At 48.5% G+C, this 17,725-nt stretch carries 15 protein-coding genes and 1 pseudogene; 7 read left to right on the plus strand and 9 right to left on the minus strand.

The annotated features are described in order from the left end of the window. Positions 1-16 precede the first annotated feature (16 nt). The 4 genes from N7E60_RS16400 to N7E60_RS16415 all read right to left on the minus strand — a co-directional run bounded on the left by N7E60_RS16400 (position 17) and on the right by N7E60_RS16415 (position 5,684). Positions 17-799, minus strand: a complete 783-nt coding sequence (locus N7E60_RS16400) for a substrate-binding periplasmic protein (protein ID WP_269598685.1) — start codon at positions 797-799, stop codon at positions 17-19. A gap of 64 nt (positions 800-863) precedes the next feature. Continuing rightward, positions 864-1,919 carry an efflux RND transporter periplasmic adaptor subunit gene (locus N7E60_RS16405; protein ID WP_269598686.1) on the minus strand — a complete coding sequence of 352 codons (1,056 nt, stop codon included), beginning with the start codon at positions 1,917-1,919 and terminating at the stop codon, positions 864-866. Further along, positions 1,916-5,224 (minus strand): efflux RND transporter permease subunit, encoded by a 3,309-nt coding sequence (locus N7E60_RS16410; protein WP_269598687.1) that lies wholly within the window; start codon positions 5,222-5,224, stop codon positions 1,916-1,918. Before N7E60_RS16410 ends, N7E60_RS16405 begins: the two co-directional genes overlap by 4 nt. A gap of 121 nt (positions 5,225-5,345) precedes the next feature. Further along, complete coding sequence (locus N7E60_RS16415; protein WP_240531976.1) at positions 5,346-5,684, minus strand: ArsR/SmtB family transcription factor; 339 nt, start codon at positions 5,682-5,684, stop codon at positions 5,346-5,348. A gap of 198 nt (positions 5,685-5,882) precedes the next feature. Between N7E60_RS16415 and N7E60_RS16420 the strand changes: the two genes are divergently transcribed. The 3 genes from N7E60_RS16420 (at position 5,883) to N7E60_RS16430 (ending at position 9,714) form a co-directional block, all read left to right on the plus strand. Further along, positions 5,883-6,074, plus strand: coding sequence for a YgaP family membrane protein (locus tag N7E60_RS16420; RefSeq protein ID WP_046075776.1), 192 nt, complete (start codon positions 5,883-5,885; stop codon positions 6,072-6,074). Positions 6,075-6,084: 10 nt separating this feature from the next. Beyond that, entirely contained in the window at positions 6,085-7,785 is a 1,701-nt protein-coding gene (locus N7E60_RS16425) for an FAD-dependent oxidoreductase (protein ID WP_269598688.1), read from the plus strand. A 186-nt stretch (positions 7,786-7,971) separates the two neighbouring features. Next, entirely contained in the window at positions 7,972-9,714 is a 1,743-nt protein-coding gene (locus N7E60_RS16430; RefSeq protein WP_269599025.1) for a PAS domain S-box protein, read from the plus strand. A 69-nt stretch (positions 9,715-9,783) separates the two neighbouring features. On the opposite strand, the gene N7E60_RS16435 is transcribed toward N7E60_RS16430, so the two are convergent. Continuing rightward, complete coding sequence (locus tag N7E60_RS16435; protein WP_332301861.1) at positions 9,784-10,566, minus strand: EAL domain-containing protein; 783 nt, start codon at positions 10,564-10,566, stop codon at positions 9,784-9,786. A gap of 43 nt (positions 10,567-10,609) precedes the next feature. On the opposite strand from N7E60_RS16435, the gene N7E60_RS16440 reads away from it, so the two are divergent. Beyond that, positions 10,610-11,406, plus strand: a protein-coding gene (locus tag N7E60_RS16440) for an IS5 family transposase (RefSeq protein ID WP_269597063.1) whose coding sequence is annotated in 2 segments (ribosomal slippage) — positions 10,610-10,948 and positions 10,951-11,406 — 795 coding nt in all. Because the reading frame shifts where the segments join, the coding sequence is not laid out codon by codon here. Here N7E60_RS16440 and N7E60_RS16445 read toward each other — a convergent pair. Further along, entirely contained in the window at positions 11,293-12,123 is an 831-nt protein-coding gene (locus N7E60_RS16445; RefSeq protein ID WP_269598689.1) for a GGDEF domain-containing protein, read from the minus strand. The two genes, N7E60_RS16440 and N7E60_RS16445, sit on opposite strands and share 114 nt — an antisense overlap. A gap of 254 nt (positions 12,124-12,377) precedes the next feature. On the opposite strand from N7E60_RS16445, the gene N7E60_RS16450 reads away from it, so the two are divergent. Together N7E60_RS16450 and N7E60_RS16455 are read left to right on the plus strand one after the other, a co-directional pair. Beyond that, entirely contained in the window at positions 12,378-12,803 is a 426-nt protein-coding gene (locus tag N7E60_RS16450; protein WP_269598690.1) for a YeeE/YedE family protein, read from the plus strand. A gap of 15 nt (positions 12,804-12,818) precedes the next feature. Beyond that, the gene (locus N7E60_RS16455; RefSeq protein WP_269598691.1) at positions 12,819-13,256 is read left to right on the plus strand and encodes a YeeE/YedE family protein; all 438 of its coding nucleotides are present in this window, start codon (positions 12,819-12,821) and stop codon (positions 13,254-13,256) included. A 62-nt stretch (positions 13,257-13,318) separates the two neighbouring features. On the opposite strand, the gene N7E60_RS17435 is transcribed toward N7E60_RS16455, so the two are convergent. The 3 genes and pseudogenes from N7E60_RS17435 to N7E60_RS16465 all read right to left on the minus strand — a co-directional run bounded on the left by N7E60_RS17435 (position 13,319) and on the right by N7E60_RS16465 (position 15,840). Beyond that, positions 13,319-13,717, minus strand: a complete 399-nt coding sequence (locus tag N7E60_RS17435; protein ID WP_408642360.1) for a methyl-accepting chemotaxis protein — start codon at positions 13,715-13,717, stop codon at positions 13,319-13,321. Positions 13,718-13,858: 141 nt separating this feature from the next. Then, a pseudogene (locus N7E60_RS17440) lies at positions 13,859-14,617 on the minus strand (PAS domain-containing protein); the annotation flags it as partial. 590 nt (positions 14,618-15,207) lie between these two features. Next, complete coding sequence (locus N7E60_RS16465) at positions 15,208-15,840, minus strand: TetR/AcrR family transcriptional regulator (RefSeq protein ID WP_269598693.1); 633 nt, start codon at positions 15,838-15,840, stop codon at positions 15,208-15,210. 308 nt (positions 15,841-16,148) lie between these two features. Here N7E60_RS16465 and N7E60_RS16470 point away from each other — a divergent pair, with 308 nt between their 5' ends. Next, the gene (locus N7E60_RS16470) at positions 16,149-17,660 is read left to right on the plus strand and encodes an MFS transporter (protein WP_269598694.1); all 1,512 of its coding nucleotides are present in this window, start codon (positions 16,149-16,151) and stop codon (positions 17,658-17,660) included. The last annotated feature ends 65 nt before the right edge of the window (positions 17,661-17,725 follow it).

Consider the following 17,725-nt stretch of genomic DNA (forward strand, 5'->3'; position numbering starts at 1 on the left):
AATCCCATAAAATATATTAATTGAGGTACTCATCCAACATTGCTTGCAGTTGGCCGGCTTCACGCATTTCTTTGAATCCAGCGTCTAATGTCGCTTTAATTTCATTGGCTTCAGGGTGTTCGCGTGAGATCATCATATAAAACTTGTCCCCGCTATTGCCCGGTACAGCGACCGCTTTCATGTTATCCGCCAAATAGTCAATCCCTTGGGCGACTTTAAACCCAGCTAAGATTTCGTAACGCGCCAAGAATACGTCACAGCGCCCGGCTTCCGTTTTTTGCACTAACTGCTCGAAGCTTTTTGCCGACTTTCTTACTTTACTGTCATCAACACCAAAACCGGTGTAGTTATAACCCAACAGCCCACACATACGGAGGTTATCCAAGTCTTGGACTGAATTGACTTGTAAACCATTTGGATGTTGAGTCGTTGAATAGATATAGCTGGGTTGTAAGGTGTAATAGTATTCTGTAAGTAAGAAGTCTCGATCGCGCTCTTCGTTAAACGACGCACTCAAGGCGATGTCATAATTACCGGCTTTCGTTTGCAGTACACAGCGTTTCCAAGGGGGCATTTCTACACTGACATCCACGCCTCGACTCGCAAAGATCGCATTTAATACATCGACATCATAACCCTGAACTTGTCCGCCCTTTTCAAAGGTATAGGGGGGCCAGCCAGCGCCATCCCCACAGGCTTTTAAAGAGGATGTATCTAACGCGAGTGCTGGTGAAGATAATAGCGTACTCGCAAGGGCTGTCGTAGCGAGGCCGGCTACAGAACGTATCGCTATTTTCATAGTGAACTCCTATTAGGAAAACTCACTTTAAGTATTGATGATATCTGCGAGAACGCGATCTGAATCACTTATTTTTTTTCGGATTTATGATGACAACTTCACCAGGCTTTAACCCCTTACGCACCCGCCCTTGCTGTGTCAGCGATACAAGCCGAGTCTTGGCCTCACCCGCATCGAGCACCTTCACATAGTTAAGTTGTCCAATTTGATAATACGCATTGCTCGGTAGATAAAGCACTGGCTCAGCCTTTTGTGACACGGTCACTTTTGCAAACATACCCGGTAGCAAAGTATCACTCATCTCCGTGTTTGGCAGTGTCACTACAACACGATAGCTGCGTGAAGTGGCATCGGCAGCCGGTGTCACGGTGCGCACCACGCCCGTAAGGGTTTTCTCATAGGTGGGGAGCGTAACCGTTAACGATTGACCGATGTCGACAAAGGGTAACGCAGATTCAGCCACATTGACCGTCGCTTCAATGCTTTCAGGATTATACAGAGATAGCAGCGCCGCACCCGGTGTTGCTGTATCACCTTGGTTGATGATTTTATCCGTGACCAGCCCTGAAAACGGCGCGCGCACCAGACTAAAGCCAAATTGAGTTTCAGCCTCATCCACCGCAGCAAGGGCACGACGATACTCAGACTGCGCGGTTTTTAAGCGATTCTCCGCCTCATCGAATTGAGATTGAGGCACCAGTTTTTTCGCCAACAAGGTCTCCATTCGGCGGTAGTCGCTGCGTGCGGTATTTAGTTGCGATTGCGCCGAGGCCAAGGCTTGTTGCACTTGGCGAACTTTGGCACTGAGATCGGCATTATCCAAACGCAGCAACACATCCCCTTGCTCAACGCGGTCGCCGACATCAACTAGTACCTCCGCAACGGTTGCGGTCATCCGCGCCGCTAAGGTTGCCATCTGCCTGGCCTCCAACTGGCCGGAGAAAATGCGGGTTTGTGGCTGCTCGACCGCTTTAAGCGTCAGCGTCTCAACATCATTCGGTGTCTCAGTCGGTGTTGAGACGGGCGCCACGTTCGCGGTAAACACCCCAGCCATCACCAAAAACAGGATCAATAGCCCAGTGCCTAGCACCAGTGCGAGCACGCCTTTTTTTGCCTTCATGCATTCTCTCCTTCTACTGATAGGCCGTGGGTGGGATGATTTTGATACGCGAGGTTGTACACCACAGGCACAACCAGCAAAGTAAACACGGTAGACGCGGCAATACCGAAAATAATCGCCCAAGCTAACCCATTAAAAATCGGGTCGAGAGTGATAATCACATTCCCCAATAAGGTGGTGCCGGCGGTCAGCAAAATGGGCCGCATTCGCACTGCGCCTGCTTGTACTAAGGCTTCACTCAGCGCCATACCTTGAGCGAGTGACTGTTGAATAAATTCAATCAATACCAATGAGTTGCGCACTACAATCCCCGCCAGTGCAATCATGCCAATCATCGCGGTGGCGGTGAACAGCGCCGGATTTGGGTAGCCATTGATCTCACCGCTTAAGCCATTGAGCAACCAAAAACCCGGCATGATGCCAATCACGGTCAGCGGGATCGCGAGCATAATAATGCCCGATACCGCCGGTAGCCCAGTTTGTATCAGCATCACAATAAAGACGCCCAGCAGTGCCGCACCATAGGCAATCCCCAGATCGCGGAAGACATCAATGGTGATCTTCCACTCTCCTTCACCACTCCATACCACCTCGATATCCTCATCAACTTGCCAGCCATCACCCGCGCCATTATTCAAATAACTACGCGCTGATAGCGGGCGAGCACCATCCGATTCAGGTTGATTAAAGTCGGCCATCACATCGGCGACCACCCCGCCCGGCACGCGTCCAGTGGGTTCGGCGTACACATACACGACGGGGCGTAAATTCTTATGATAGATAGGCTGATCAACGGGCTGGCGCGTAAAATGGCCGAGCTCACTCAACGCGACCAGCGGTTGCGGCGCATCCACCAAGGCACCTTGTACCGATTGCTTAGCCACTCCAGCCCGACCACGTACGTGCAGTGCGAGCAGCGCATCAAGCTGATCACGGGCATCTGGCGCAAGTTGCAGCCTCACGGGCAAGGGATCCATTTCATCGGCATCGGCTAAATGGGCCAGCGTGACCCCTTGGTTCGCGGCTCTGAGGGCTTGGTTAATATCGGCTACCGCAATGCCAGACAAGGCGGCTTTTTCTTGGTCCACTTCAAACTGCCAGCTCGATAGAGGCCCTTGAACACTGGTGCTCACTTCTGACACCAAGGCTTCACGCTTTAATCGCTCGGCCACCTGCGTCGCTTGCGCTTGCAGGGTTGAATACGGTGTGCTTGGCGAGCCATAAACCTCTGCGACAATGGTTGCCAGCACAGGCGGACCCGGTGGCATTTCCACTAATTGCACCTCGGCATCATATTTTGCTGCGATAGTTTCTAATTCATCACGCATGCGTGTCACCAAGCCATGTGATTGCAACGTGCGCCGATGCTTATCCACCAGCACCACCCGCAGTTCACCTTGGTAAGGCGCATGGCGAGTAAAGTAATGGCGCACCATGCCATTAAAATCCATCGGTGAAGCGAGCCCGGCAAAGCCGGATACCGACACCACCTCGGCTTGCGTTTGTAGGTAACCGTTCATCTCTCGCAGCGCATTGGAGGTATCGACATGATTGGCGGTTTCCGGCAAATCCAGTACCACCTGAAACTCGTTTTTATTGTCATACGGCAACAGCTTAAGCGGTACGAGGCGCAAAGCAGGCAGCAGAGCGGCGATGACAAACAACACGCCCACCATCCATAAAAACGCTTTGGCGCGACGATTGTTTTCTAGCAATGGCAGCAACACGCGCCGATAGCCACGGTACAGCGGCGTGGTCTCAATGCGATAGTCATCGCCTTTATTGGAAGCGCGAACAATTTTTTTAGCAAGCCAAGGGGTGACTAAAAACGCCACCAAGGTACTGATCACTACACTGACCGGCACATTGAATGCCAGCGGTGCCATGTATGGCCCCATCATGCCGGTGATAAAAAACATCGGGGTGAACACAATCACAATCGCCACGGTCGACATAATCAATGCGCGCTTGATTTCTAGCATCGCCAGCACAATCGTGCGGCCACGCGGCTTGTTATCATGGGTCAGGTGCCGTTCAATGTTGTCGATACTGGCAATCGGATCATCAACAATCAGCCCCAACGCCAAGATCAACGCAAACAAGGTGACGCGGTTAATCGAATAGCCAAAGGCTAAATCCAGCCCTAATGCCGCGCCATAACTGATTGGGATCGCAATCGCCACCACTAAGGCACTGCGCCAGTTTAAGAACAAGCCGACAAAGACCACCACGGTGAGTACCGCAATACCGAGGCTGGACACCAAATTTTTCACTTTGGCATCAGCGGTTTGGCCGTAATTGCGAATGATCTCGACGCTCACGCCCTCGGGAAATTGCGTAGCGACCAAATGATTGAGCGTGGCGGTGACATCCTCAGCCACGCTGACCGCGTTGGCGCCTTTTTGCTTTGCCACCGAGAGAAACACCGCTGGATGCGGCTGGCTATCATCGGTCGATTGGATCCACGTATCTGTGGTGGGCTCTTGCGCGCCGTCCGATAACTCGGCCACATCCTGCAGATACACAGGTTTGCCATTCACCACCGCCACCACTAAATGGCGTATCTCCTCAAGGCTTTGATACCACTGACCAGTTTTTAATAAATAGCGCTCACCCTGATGCTGAATATCGCCAATATCACGCTTTTGATGGCTCAACGAAAAGGCATTGGTGAGATCAGACACACTGATCTGATAGCTAGCCATGGCGGCAGGGTCGAGCGTGACCAACACCTGACGCGGCACCCCACCCACAACCTTCACCGCATTGGTTTCGGGAAGGGCTTTAAGATCCAAGGTCGTCTGCTCGGCAATGCGTCGCAGCGCATAATGGTCGAGCTGATCAGGGTTGTCGCTACGCAGCGCCGCAATCACAATTGGTACATCATCAATTTCTACTGGCTTTATCGCCCACTCGCTCACCGCAGCTGGGATCGCATCTTGATTGGCATAGAGCTTGTTATACAGCTTCACCAAGGCCGACTCGCGATCTTCACCCACGTAAAAACGCACCGTGACCAACGCAGATCCTGCTTGAGTGGTGGAATACACATACTCCACCCCGTCAATTTGACTGACTTTTTTTTCCAGAGGCTGCGTCACCTGCTTTGCCACTTGCGGGGCACTCAAACCGGGCGCTTGTACCACCACATCTGCCATTGGCACCACAATTTGCGGGTCTTCTTCTTTGGGAGTGAGCCACAGTGCCGCCGCGCCCACCAACAGCGCGAGCACAATGAGAATGGGCGGGAAGAAGCTGTTCATCACTCGGGTGATCAGCTGACCTTGTGGCTGAGCATCTCGCATATTCGATCCTCTGGCTGATGACAGTAACGACAAAAAAACGATAGGTAAAAACGCTGAATATTAATTAACTTAGCGCATTGACTGGCGATGAATATGTGCTGACCTCTCAGATTCAGACTCATCAGGCACAATAAAGCCGCTGTAAGGTAGCGATAATCGCCGCGACGTGGGGGTCATTGAGCTGATAAAACACCTGCTGCGATGACTTACGTACCTTGACCAGTTGATGCCGCTTAAGCACGCTAAGGTGCTGAGAAAACGCGGACTGACTCAGGCGCGACCCTTGCAACAATTGCCCCACCGACATCTCTCCCGCCAAAAGCTGGCATAGCACAATTAATCGCTCAGGATGGGCCATCACTTTCAACATGGTCGCCACGAGAGACGCTTGCTCTCGCATGGCACTGATGTCCATATCCGGTACGCTTTCTGCCTCAAACGGCACCGTTGACTCTGCCATCACCCACTCCTCTTTCGCCAATACTCATAGCTTAGCGCGGCATTTTATTTAGTCAATTCTAATTTAGACAAATTATTATTAGACTTTTCTAAATATAACTTCTAGAGTGATCCGAGTGCCGACAAACACTGAAAGCGTTCGAGCCAAAGCGGTTCGGTCTGTCGGGTTATCGTATAGAGGATGCAAAGGAGTCTTGCTATGACAATTGATAATGGCGTACGCGTAATCGCTGGCATGATGGTGCTACTTTCTGTCGTGCTTACCCTCACAGTTCACAGCCAATTTGTTTGGCTAACCGTCTTCGTTGGCGTAAACCTGATCCAAAGTGCGTTTACAGGGATTTGTCCGGCTGCCTTTTTCCTGAAAAAACTTGGACTCAGCAACGCTTAATGGAGTCATAATGACCAAAATCGTGATTATTGGCGGCGTCGCCGGTGGCGCTTCTGCCGCCGCTCGCGCCCGTCGTTTAAGTGAAGAAGCCGAAATCATCATGTTCGAACGGGGCCCTTACGTCTCGTTCGCGAACTGTGGTTTGCCTTATCATATCGGCGGTGACATTACCGACCGCAGTAAACTCTTGCTGCAAACCCCGGACAGTTTCCGCGCCCGCTTTAATGTGGACGTGCGCATCAACAGCACGGTCACTGCGATTAACCGCGAGGCCAAAACCGTCACCGTCACCCGTGCCGATGGCAGCAACTACCAAGAAAGCTACGACAAATTGCTATTAAGCCCAGGCGCGGCCCCGATCATGCCGCCTATTCCTGGCTTAGATAACCCGCTAACCCACTCGCTCCGCAATATTCCAGACATGGATGCGATTTTGCATACCATTGAGATGAATAACCCCAGCCATGCGACTGTCGTCGGCGGGGGCTTTATTGGTCTTGAGATGATGGAAGCGCTGCATCAACGCGGGATTAAAACCACCCTGTTGGAAATGGCCGATCAGGTGATGACGCCGGTTGACCGAGAAATGGCGGGATTTGTCCATCAAACCATTCGCGATCACGGAGTGGATTTACGCCTAGGCACCGCACTGGAATCCGCCGAGTTTATTCCGACCACACATGTTGCCAGTGATGATGCCGGCGAGCCCAGTGAGCCTCAGCATCTGGAAGGCGCTTTACGTCTGACACTCAATAATGGCGACAAACTGGATACCGAGCTTTTGATCATGGCGGTTGGCGTTAAGCCTGAAGTCACGCTGGCGCAACAAGCGGGACTTGCCATTGGTGAAAAAGGCGGCATTGTCGTCAACAGTACTCTGCAAACCCAAGATCCCGATATTTACGCGGTCGGCGATGCAGTGGAAAAGATTGACTTTGTGACCCATAAACCAACGTTAGTGCCACTGGCGGGTCCGGCGAACCGTCAAGGACGCATGGCCGCTGACAACATGCTAGGAAGCACCGAGCACTATCTCGGCACCCAAGGCACCGCCATCTGTAAAGTGTTCGATCTCGCGGTGGCGTCAGTGGGCCAAAACGAGAAACAACTTAAGCACGCTGACATCGACTACCAAAAGGTGTATGTCCACGCCGCCAGTCATGCGGGTTATTATCCCGGCGCAGAAATTGTCTCATTTAAGCTGCTGTTTGCCCCGGATACGGGCGCCATTTTAGGCGCACAAGCGGTGGGTAAAGATGGCATTGATAAACGCATTGATGTCATGGCCGTGGCACAACGTGCTGGCATGACGGTTGAGCAGCTACAACATCTCGAGCTTACCTACGCGCCGCCATATGGCAGTGCTAAAGATGTGATTAATCAAGCGGCCTTTGTAGCAACCAACCTCATTAAGGGTGACGCTAAAGCGATTCATTACCACGAGTTAGGTGCACTGCGTGATGATCAAGTGCTGCTGGATGTGCGTAATGCCCCCGAGCGCGAAAACGGTCAGTATATCGATGGTGATATCCATATTCCGGTCGACGAACTGCGTGGACGCATCGATGAGCTACCCAAAGACAAAGAAATTTTGATTTACTGCCAAGTCGGCTTGCGCGGCAACGTCGCCTATCGCCAGTTAGTCAATCATGGCTTTAAAGCCCGTAACTTACTGGGCGGCTATCGCACCTACAAATTCGCCACAGCTTAAACGCGAATCATTGCCACTCAAAAGCGCGAGCCAATGCTCGCGCTTTTTGTTTATTGGAAAATCCACCCAACCTGGTTTATACCTATTGAGTTACCATTATAAATTGTCAATTTTTTGGTCATCAAGGGACTTAGGGGCTCACACTGTTGCCCCACAGCTTTAGGGCCATTAATAGATAGGGTCAATATGCTAGGTCGTTCTAACTCTCACCTGCAAGCGCTTGAGCAAGCAATTATCGCGGTTGTCACCATTGATCACCATAATAACGTAACCTTCTTCAACCAAGCAGCAGAAATCATTTGGGGCTACCAAGCCAAAGAGGTCTTGGGCAAAAATGTTGCGATGCTGATCCCCACCGAATTACAAGCCAACCATGACAGCTACGTCAACCGACACAGATCAGGGGGAGAAGATCGCATCGTCGGGCGTTCTCGTGAAGTGCAGCTCAGGCGAAAAGACGGCTCATTGACTTGGGTGCAACTGTCTTTATCCAAGATACGCGTCTCTGGCAAGATTCATTACACAGCATTTGTTCGTGATGTTACCGCTGAACGAGATGCGCGAGAGATGATGACCCAAACCCTCGAACAAGCGCTTGATGCAGTGGTGTGTATTGATGAAAATAATTGTATTACCTTTTATAACAAAGCGGCTGAGAAGCTGTGGGGATACAGCAAAGAAGATGTTCATGGCAAGAACGTTAAAATGCTGGTGCCTCATGCAATCCAAGCCAACCATGATGACTACGTAAATCGCAACCGAAAGACCGGCGAAGATAGAATTGTTGGCACCAGTAGAGAAGTCGAGATCGAACATAAGGATGGGCATCGACTCTGGGGCCAGCTCTCATTATCGAAGGTACGTCTTGGTAATCGAACACTTTATACTGCCTTTGTAAAAGACGTCACTGAGACTGTGCAACGCCGCGAAGAAATGCAGTTATTGTCCATGGTGGCAAACGAAACCGATAATGCGGTTATAGTCACTAACCCACAAGGAGAAGTGGTTTACGTAAACCGTGGCTTCGAGCGGATGTCAGGCTATAGCTTAGATGAGATGAGAGGGAAAAAGCCTGGTCATGTTCTTCAAGGAGCAGATACCAGTCCTGAAACCGTGCAAAACATTCGTGATCATCTAGCCCGCTATGAGCCCTTCTATGATGAGATTCTAAATTATACTAAAGATGGGCAGCCTTACTGGATATCGCTTTCGGTCAACCCTATTTGGGGCGACAACCACCATATTACGCACTATATCTCTGTGCAGGCCAATATTACTCAGGTAAAACAAACCTACTTAGATTTCACCCGCAAATTAGATGCTATCAGCGGCGCATTAGTTATTATGGAAATTTGCCCCGACGGTAAGCTTGATTCCATAAACTCTCTATTTGAAGACGCCTTGAAAAATATCGGTATGCGATGCGAAGACGCCTCTCATGACATCTACCATAAAATCACGCACGAACTAAAGGAAAGCATCGATAAACAAGGCTATGCCTCTACCCTCATCGAATTCAATGGAAAAGGGGAACAACTCGCAATTGATGCGAGGATTTGTGTACTCAAAGATTTTTCCAGCAATATACTCAATTATGTCATGTTTGGTATTGATATCAGTGCTCGACGTAAAACCGTGGCAAAAACGCAAACATCAATGCAGTCCGTTTCTCAGTCAAGCCAGGAAGTGATGAAAATTATCGATACTATCAACAACATTTCCGAGCGCACCAACCTTCTGGCACTGAACGCAGCGATCGAGGCCGCTCGTGCCGGTGATTTGGGGCGTGGTTTTGCGGTGGTCGCCGATGAGGTTCGCCAATTAGCTCAAGTCTCTCACCAGTCGAGCAAACAAATTAGCGAGTTGGTAGAAAGTACGGTTCAAAGCATTGATGAGCTTGCGGTTTTATTGAACGACATTGAAAGCTAGAGCGTCAATAAGCGCGAGATAAAAACACTCGCGCTTTTTCTTTTTATACGTTGGCCAAAGTCATGACCATTAAACCGACTGGGCTACAGCCAACTGCTCTAAAGGCGCCGGATAGCCTAGATAGAAACCCTGCACATGTTGACAATCAAGCTGCTTTAACAGCATAAGTTGAGTGTGGGTCTCTACCCCTTCAGCTACCACGTTAATATCCAGTCGTTTAGCGATATCGATAATGCCAGCGGTGATCGCTTTGGCGCGACTATCGGTTTCCATCGCTTGAATAAAACTACGATCAATCTTAATTTCATCGACGTTGATCCGGTTAAACATACCTAACGAGGTATAGCCGACCCCAAAATCATCAATCGAAAAGGTGACGCCATGGCGTTTAAGCGTGTCAACCACTCGCGCGCACTCAATAATGTCATCTAATGCGGCAGTTTCTGTGATCTCCAGGCAAAGATAACGAGCGAATTCAGGGTTGGACTGCAAATAGGTATCGATACGTGCTATCGCGTCCACACTGTTAAATTCAACCGCAGAGATATTGACCGATACCCGTTTAACTATATTACCTAGCAGCTGACTTTCATTCAGTTGTTTGGTGGCTTTTTCTAACACCAGTGCCGTTAAATCCTCGCCAAAATGCTGCTCTTCAGCGAGAGGAATGAACACACTCGGGGGTATATTGCCATATTGATCATGTGTCCATCTTGCCAATACTTCTAAACCACTTAATTGGCCAGAAACCACGTGGTATTGAGGCTGGAAAACAACATCGATTTTATTGGTATCAATCGCCTGCTTAAGATCATTAACCAGGTTTTGCCGCTTTTTAGAACCTATCTCAATAGGTGTTGTCTGAGTAAATCAACACCTATTGAAAATACTGTAAATGAATTCGACACAATACCTAATCTCTGACGCCCTTTGGGCAAAAATTGAGCCGCTTTTACCAATCCACAAGACGAACCATCCTCTAGGAACACATCGAAAGAGAGTCGATAATCGTGATGCTATGAACGGCATCCTCTTTGTTCTCAGAACTGGTTGTCAGTGGAATGCGCTTAACGCGACAGGTATTTGTTCCTCTAGCTCTGCACATCGTCGTTTTCAAGAGTGGCGAGATGCAGGAGTCTTTGAGCGATTTTGGCAAAATGGCCTGATTTACGAAGGGGTTGATTGGAGTTCCATATCAATGGACGGGTGCCAAACTAAAGCACCTTTAGCTGGCTCAAAAAAACAGGTAAGAACCCAACAGACCGTGCGAAACAAGGCGTAAAACGCAGTTTGTTGACGGATGCGAATGGATTGCCACTGGCTGTTGTTAGCGATGGCGCAAACGTCCACGACATTAAGCTGGTACTTCAAACATTAGATGCACTAGAGTGTTATCGGCCGCCGCTGAAAGTACCTTTGTACCTAGACAAAGGTTATACAGGCCAGTGGTTACATGATGAACTGGTTGCTTTGAACTACATTCCCCATGTTCAATCACGTGCTGAAGAGGCCGCGAGCTTGAAGCAATCGGATGATTTTAAGGCTCATCGTTGGGTTGTTGAGCGAACTCATAGCTGGCTAAACCGTTATCGTAGATTGCTTGTTCGTTGGGAAAAGAAAATCGAAAACTACGAGGCCATGTTGCATTTTGCTTGTGGCCTCATTGTTTGGAATAAATCCCTTTTGGGATAGGTTCTTAGCCTCTTCTGTTAGATGGATATCGTGATATGCAACGGCATTTTTATACTTCTTCGCTTCGTTCAATGCGCGTGTCGCCGCTGTCATTAAAGCCGTGGTGTCTTCTCCATCCGAGTCAAACACCGCCACGCCTACCGAACAGGTAATGTCTCTATCGTATCGTTGCAAAAACTGGTTACACTGACGATGTAACTTGTCAATGTATGGCGTCATTTCGCTAACATTGGGTAACGTCAGCAAACATGCGAATCTATCGGCGTGAATTCTCGAGGTTAGGTTTTCAGGCACGGTGGGCGTATCTATTTTACGCGCCACCCCAATCAGCAGTTGATTGGTGCGATCAAAGCCCAGCTTATTCGTTACCGATGTATAGTCATCAATGTCAAGCACAAACAACGTATAGCATGATTCCGCATTAGCATGCTGCAGTAATGTATCAGCGCGACGAATGAACACGGAGGGACTATGAAGCCCGGTAACCGTATCGATGTCACTCGCTCGCTCTAAATCACGATAATTTTTCTGTGCCAACGCCCAAAGTAACACTGAGGTAATAACGACAAACAGCAGCCCCTTGAGAGACTGTGCCCAAGTAAACATTTCAAGATTATCGGACAGCACGTTAACCAATTTATCGGAAAACAGCACCCATAAAGAAGCAAAAAAGAAGTAGATTAAGGCCAATTTTAGTGCGTACGCTGTTTTTTTCATTAACACTTCTTAACCTCTTCGTCTCGCTTATTAACTTATCATTAATTATTGCATTTTTTATCACCGCCGCTAATCATAACAGTTCTATCGCTTCACCGCGGTAACCTTTTACTTACACCAACGAGTGCAAACCGCCTGCGCCTGCCCGCCCAAACATAAAAACAACCTAAATTAGCATTGACTTATTTATGTATCCGAGTATGCTGCCCTTCTCCTTTAGCCGTAACGTTTTTTGACTCACTGAGAGGAAAATCATGACGTTTCAAATCCCATGGGATGCCTTGTTTGGTGGCATGCTGGTTGGTACTGCCTGTCTCGCACTTTTAGCACTCAATGGCCGTATTGCCGGGATCAGCGGTATTGTGTCAGGCGCGTTATCATCACACGGCCGTGAAGCTCAATGGCGAGGTCTGTTTTTGCTGGGTATGATCAGTGCGGGTGTCTTCATGCCATTTATCGGTTTTGAACTACCCGACTACACAAGCCTTGCGCCTGCACTCACACCTATGGTTGCCGTACTTGCGGGGTTGCTGGTCGGGATAGGCACTCAATTAGGTAACGGCTGTACCAGTGGTCATGGCATTTGTGGCATAGGTCGCTTATCGAAACGGTCAATCGTGGCAACGCTCACTTTTATGGGTGCTGCCTTTGTCACTGTTTTTGTTCGTTTACACCTTTAAGGACGTTTATCGCTTATGTTTCGCCTTGTTGCTCTACTCTCTGGCTTTATCTTCGGTGTGGGTATGATGGTGTCAGGCATGGTCAATCCCGCGAAGGTGATTGGCTTTCTGGATGTATTCGGCCAGTGGGATCCCAGCCTTGCGTTTGTGATGGGCGGTGCGCTGTTGGTCTTTGTTCCTGGCTACTTTTTGGCCGTACGTCGGCAGAAAAAACCCGTACTGGCCGATCAATTTTGTCTACCCAAGACGCAAACGCTTGATAAAAAACTCATCGGCGGTGCATTACTCTTTGGCACCGGCTGGGGACTCGCCGGACTTTGCCCAGGACCGGCAATCACGGCTATTGGCGCCGGCACACTACCGATCGGTCTATTTGTGATTAGCATGCTAGTGGGGATGCGCGTCATAAGCTATCTTCAGCAAACACGAATACCGTCACCAGTAAAAACTTAAATAGACTCATGCGAGATGATGCGCCCTGATATCCGCTTTAGACAGGGCGCCAAAGTTTAGCGCTAAGTAGCGAGACGTTGAACTGTATCAGAGACCTCTTCAGCTCCGGCATAAATATCACGCATGACGGTTTCCGCTGAGGCAATTTTTTCTCGGCTCTGCTCCGATTCTACTGCCACTTCTTCCATCGACTCACTCACACCATGGGTCAATTTTCTATTTTCATCGACAACATTGGCGATTTGTGTTGTCGATTCACTGGTGCGTTTGGCTAAACTTCTCACTTCATCAGCTACCACAGCAAATCCTCTGCCCATCTCGCCGGCACGAGCTGCTTCAATAGCAGCATTTAAAGCAAGTAAATTGGTTTGTTCAGCGATTTGATTAATCGTGGTCACAATCTCTTCAATGCTCTGTGCGTGCTCAGTCAGTTGGTGGAGTTGCTCAGCCGTTGATTGCATTTTCTCAGTGACATGGCTAGTGATATCGACCGCTTCTTTGAGCAAAGCACTACCATCCTCAACATGTTGAAGTGTCGCGGCTGACGAATGGTGGGCGAGTTCAGCGGCTTGAGAGACTGCATGGCTTTTCTGCACACTTGCAGTGATGTTGGAAGCAAATTTCACGACCTTTTCAACACGCCCACTATCACCGAATATGGGGTTATAAGTGGCTTCTAACCAGATTTCATTGCCCAATTTGTCACGCCGTTGATATTGTCCACCCTTAAATTGTCCATCTTCCAGCTCTGCCCAAAAGTTCGGATTTTGCTCATAAAAGTCAGCGTCGCAGAATATACGATGATGCTGCCCTACAATGTCATCTAACTCATATCCCACTGTGGCTAAAAAATTGTCGTTAGCATGGATAATGTTGCCTTGGGGGGTAAAAATGATGGCCGCCATGGAACGGTCGAGCGCCATAAACAACGCCTCTTTTTTGGCTTTTTCTTGGTGGACTCGCGTCACATCCGACGCAATTTTGCGCACTTTAATCACTTTTCCGGCTTTATCTTTAACCGGAAAATAAGACGCATCCATCCAAATTTCGTTACCATTTTTGTGTCGGCGCCGAAAGACACCCTGTTGTCTTTCACCCTGACCGAGCCGCGCCCAAAAATCTCGGTATTCTTGCGACTGCGAGGTTTCGGGAAAACACACTGCAGAGTGATGTTGTCCAACAACCTCTTCAGACTCATAACCGATAATATCCAACAGCAACTGGTTGCAACTAAGGACGGTTCCATCTGTTGAGAATGTAATAGTGGCAACACTCTCTTCAATCGCATCTAGCTCTATCTCTAGATGCTCTCTATTTTTCTCACTCTCGGCAAGCAAGCGTTTTGTTTGATTAAACATCATGGTGGCTCCCTATTACCTCTAGGCCCATATTTTTGCTCCTTGCGCTTCTCATCTGCTGTGGCTAGCCAATCCACATGAGCGCTTGAGAGCATGTTAAATGACGTCTATTCGCGTCATATCAAATAGCATAGCGAATCACCATGGTTACACCAGTCAGACTTTTTAATGAACAAGCATGATAGGTATCAATTATGTAAGTAAATAATAAAAACCATGCTAAACAATAGGATGAATAATTATTTTTTGTATGTTTAGTTTGCCAAACCATCCAACAAAGCAGCCACTGTATCAATGAATGGTGTAATGCTTATTGCGCCACCCATTGCACTCATACTATTGAATGAGATGCCGACTGACTATTACGAAGAAAACAACCCCGACGACAAATAACGGTCGCCGCGATCGCAAATAATGGCTACCACTTTAGAGTCTGACTGGACTTGAGCGAAAAAGCAGAAATTTACAGCTATATCATAAACATAGTTTATGCATTGAGGCCAGCGTCTAGTAATGCAGGCATGAGCGCCTTTCGTGGAACCCTTACTTTCGCAAGAAACATAGGTTGAGAAACAACGTCTCCTAACGATTAATTACTTTTGATACTCCAAGACTCCGACCATCTGCAGACAGTTCACCAAGACCGCACTGATAAAATGGTCGCGATCTACCTCTGAAGAAGCAATGATATCGTCGGTTGCACCGTGTACACCGCTATAAATAATGAGCGAGGTAATGCGCGCTTCTGCAATCTGCCACACACCGACTCTCGTACCGTTTTCAAGAATGACTTGCAATTGTTCGAGAATCGCATTTTTTTCCCAGTTTGTACGGTTATGGTGGTGATGATTGGTGTAGACAATATCATGCAGGCGGTATGTGTCTACGTAAGCTTCGATACTTTCCCGAACCCAAGCGCAAAGCTGCCCCAGATAGTCGTCAGCTTTGCAGGTGCCTGTTTTTTCTTCAAGCCGCTTTAAAAACTGGTCGGTATATCGCTCCCTCATGGCCGAGAGCAACTCATTCTTAGACGCGAAATAATGGTAAAAAGTACCTTTGGCGACCTGTGCCTGCTCGACAATTTCGTTGATGGTCGTCGAGTCAACTCCTTTGGCAAGAAAGAGTTGCTCGGCAGCAGACATCAACTCGCTCAGGCGAACTTCAGCGGGTTTGACACACCTAACTCTCGGCGGAGAAGACTCCGTACGGTTTGTTTTATATCTCATCGCAATCAGTGTTTTCCTTCTCAAACTGTGCTAATTGTTCCCGTGGCGAATGGGAACAACTCGCTAGTACATTGGTAATAAGTGACTTGAAGTAACTGAGAATACCAAGCAACGGATTCATGCTGATGCGGACAAAGTCACCTTTGATTCACATATCTTAGATTTTATTGTTTGTATCAAAAAATAAAAGCCAAATCCTGCAAATATCCCTCCCTCTCAAGTAAGTAGAAAATTTAACCCACAAATTGACCGACCGACGGTCAGTATATATTATTGCAAATAATTATCATTACAGTTAGGGCGTACTCATGCAAAGATACCGTATTTTTGCTCTAGTCATCGCGGCTTATCTCGGCACCTTCTTAGCAACGCTAGATATCAGCATTGTCAATGTCGCGTTGCCAACACTTCAGGAGGCTCTCCATGCAGACATGGCTGGACTTCAGTGGATTATTAACATTTACGCTATCGCACTTTCTGCAGTGATGTTGTCCGCGGGACCACTGGGCGATAAATATGGTCATAAGCGGGTGTGGTTAGGTAGCGTTACCCTTTTTATTATCGGCTCAGTGATTTGTGCGTTGGCCACGAATCTGAACATTTTGCTATGGGGGCGTGGAGTACAAGGAGTTGCAGGCGCACTATTGATCCCAGGCGCTATGCCTATTCTAACCCACGCATTTCCCGACTCCCGCCAGCGAGCTCGTGTAATCGGTGGGTGGTCGGCTTGTAGTGCCTTGTCACTGGTTTCGGGCCCTTTGATCGGAGGCTTTCTCATTGAACATATTGGTTGGTCAAGTATCTTCCTGGTTAACGTCCCAATAGGTATCATTGCAGTTTTACTTGGGGCTTGGGGAATCGTCGAACGCAAACACCCTGAACATGCAGCGTTTGATCCGATTGGCCAAATATTGAGTATGATTTGGCTTGGAATGCTCAGCTATGCGCTGATTGAAATTGGCGAACATGGAGCTTCTATGCAGAGAGTCCTGCTTCCTCTGTCCTGTGCCACAGTGGCTTTTATGGCCTTTGCCTGGATTGAATTGACAGTTAAAAAGCCACTGTTTCCTATCCTTCTTTTTCGCAATATATCTCTAGCCGTAGCAAACTTGGCTTCTTTTACATTGGGGTTTTCGGCCTATGCAAGTCTTTTCTTTCTATCGCTGTATCTGCAACAAGCGCGAGGCGATACACCACTGGAGGCTGGGTGGCATCTGATGCCTCAATTTGTGGTAATGGGGGGGACTTCCTTGATATTCGGCCACATGGCACAAAATCTTTCGCTAAAAAAACTAATGGTCGGTGGATACACGTTAATTGGTATTTCTCTATGCTCTATGTCACTGTTCACGACCAGTACGCCTTACCTTATTGTCGGTAGTATCTTAGCTATTCTTGGTCTTGGGATGGGACTTTCTGTTCCTGCGACAGGTATGATGGTCATGGAGTACGCTCCCGCAGAACGTGCCGGGATTGCATCGGCAACCATGAACGCTTTGCGTCAGATAGGTATGACACTGGGTATTGCGATATTAGGCAGTATCATGAGCATCTATGCAATCCAGCAGATGGCGGAGATGGTCAGTTCCAACAATATGCCAAATACTGTTGAGATTGCCCAACGTGCAATAGTCAGAAATGAACTTCCTTCTGGTCAAGAAGGGTGGCTTCTAGCTTACCGGGCCTCGATCGCAGGTGGATTTGGAATCGTGATGTTCTGTGCTGGTTTGCTCTGTGTACTAACTGCTGTGCTGCTAGTCGTTTTCACGGATGAAAGGAATATCTCGTATGTGAGCCTCCCTCGAAAAATGAGGTGTTAGCAGTTAGAGTGTTACGGTTTACATTCAAACGAAGAACAGCTAGGTGACCCGACTTGGGTCACCTT

Origin of the sequence: Salinivibrio proteolyticus (assembly GCF_027286365.1) — a bacterium.
Classification (GTDB): Bacteria; Pseudomonadota; Gammaproteobacteria; order Enterobacterales; family Vibrionaceae; genus Salinivibrio; species Salinivibrio proteolyticus.

Coding starts and splice junctions, on each gene's coding strand:
- N7E60_RS16400 (WP_269598685.1), bottom strand. CDS start 799: ATGAAAATAGCGATACGTTCTGTAGCCGGCCTCGCTACGACAGCCCTT.
- N7E60_RS16405 (WP_269598686.1), bottom strand. CDS start 1,919: ATGAAGGCAAAAAAAGGCGTGCTCGCACTGGTGCTAGGCACTGGGCTA.
- N7E60_RS16410 (WP_269598687.1), bottom strand. CDS start 5,224: ATGCGAGATGCTCAGCCACAAGGTCAGCTGATCACCCGAGTGATGAAC.
- N7E60_RS16415 (WP_240531976.1), bottom strand. CDS start 5,684: ATGGCAGAGTCAACGGTGCCGTTTGAGGCAGAAAGCGTACCGGATATG.
- N7E60_RS16420 (WP_046075776.1), top strand. CDS start 5,883: ATGACAATTGATAATGGCGTACGCGTAATCGCTGGCATGATGGTGCTA.
- N7E60_RS16425 (WP_269598688.1), top strand. CDS start 6,085: ATGACCAAAATCGTGATTATTGGCGGCGTCGCCGGTGGCGCTTCTGCC.
- N7E60_RS16430 (WP_269599025.1), top strand. CDS start 7,972: ATGCTAGGTCGTTCTAACTCTCACCTGCAAGCGCTTGAGCAAGCAATT.
- N7E60_RS16445 (WP_269598689.1), bottom strand. CDS start 12,123: ATGAAAAAAACAGCGTACGCACTAAAATTGGCCTTAATCTACTTCTTT.
- N7E60_RS16450 (WP_269598690.1), top strand. CDS start 12,378: ATGACGTTTCAAATCCCATGGGATGCCTTGTTTGGTGGCATGCTGGTT.
- N7E60_RS16455 (WP_269598691.1), top strand. CDS start 12,819: ATGTTTCGCCTTGTTGCTCTACTCTCTGGCTTTATCTTCGGTGTGGGT.
- N7E60_RS17435 (WP_408642360.1), bottom strand. CDS start 13,717: ATGCAATCAACGGCTGAGCAACTCCACCAACTGACTGAGCACGCACAG.
- N7E60_RS16465 (WP_269598693.1), bottom strand. CDS start 15,840: ATGAGATATAAAACAAACCGTACGGAGTCTTCTCCGCCGAGAGTTAGG.
- N7E60_RS16470 (WP_269598694.1), top strand. CDS start 16,149: ATGCAAAGATACCGTATTTTTGCTCTAGTCATCGCGGCTTATCTCGGC.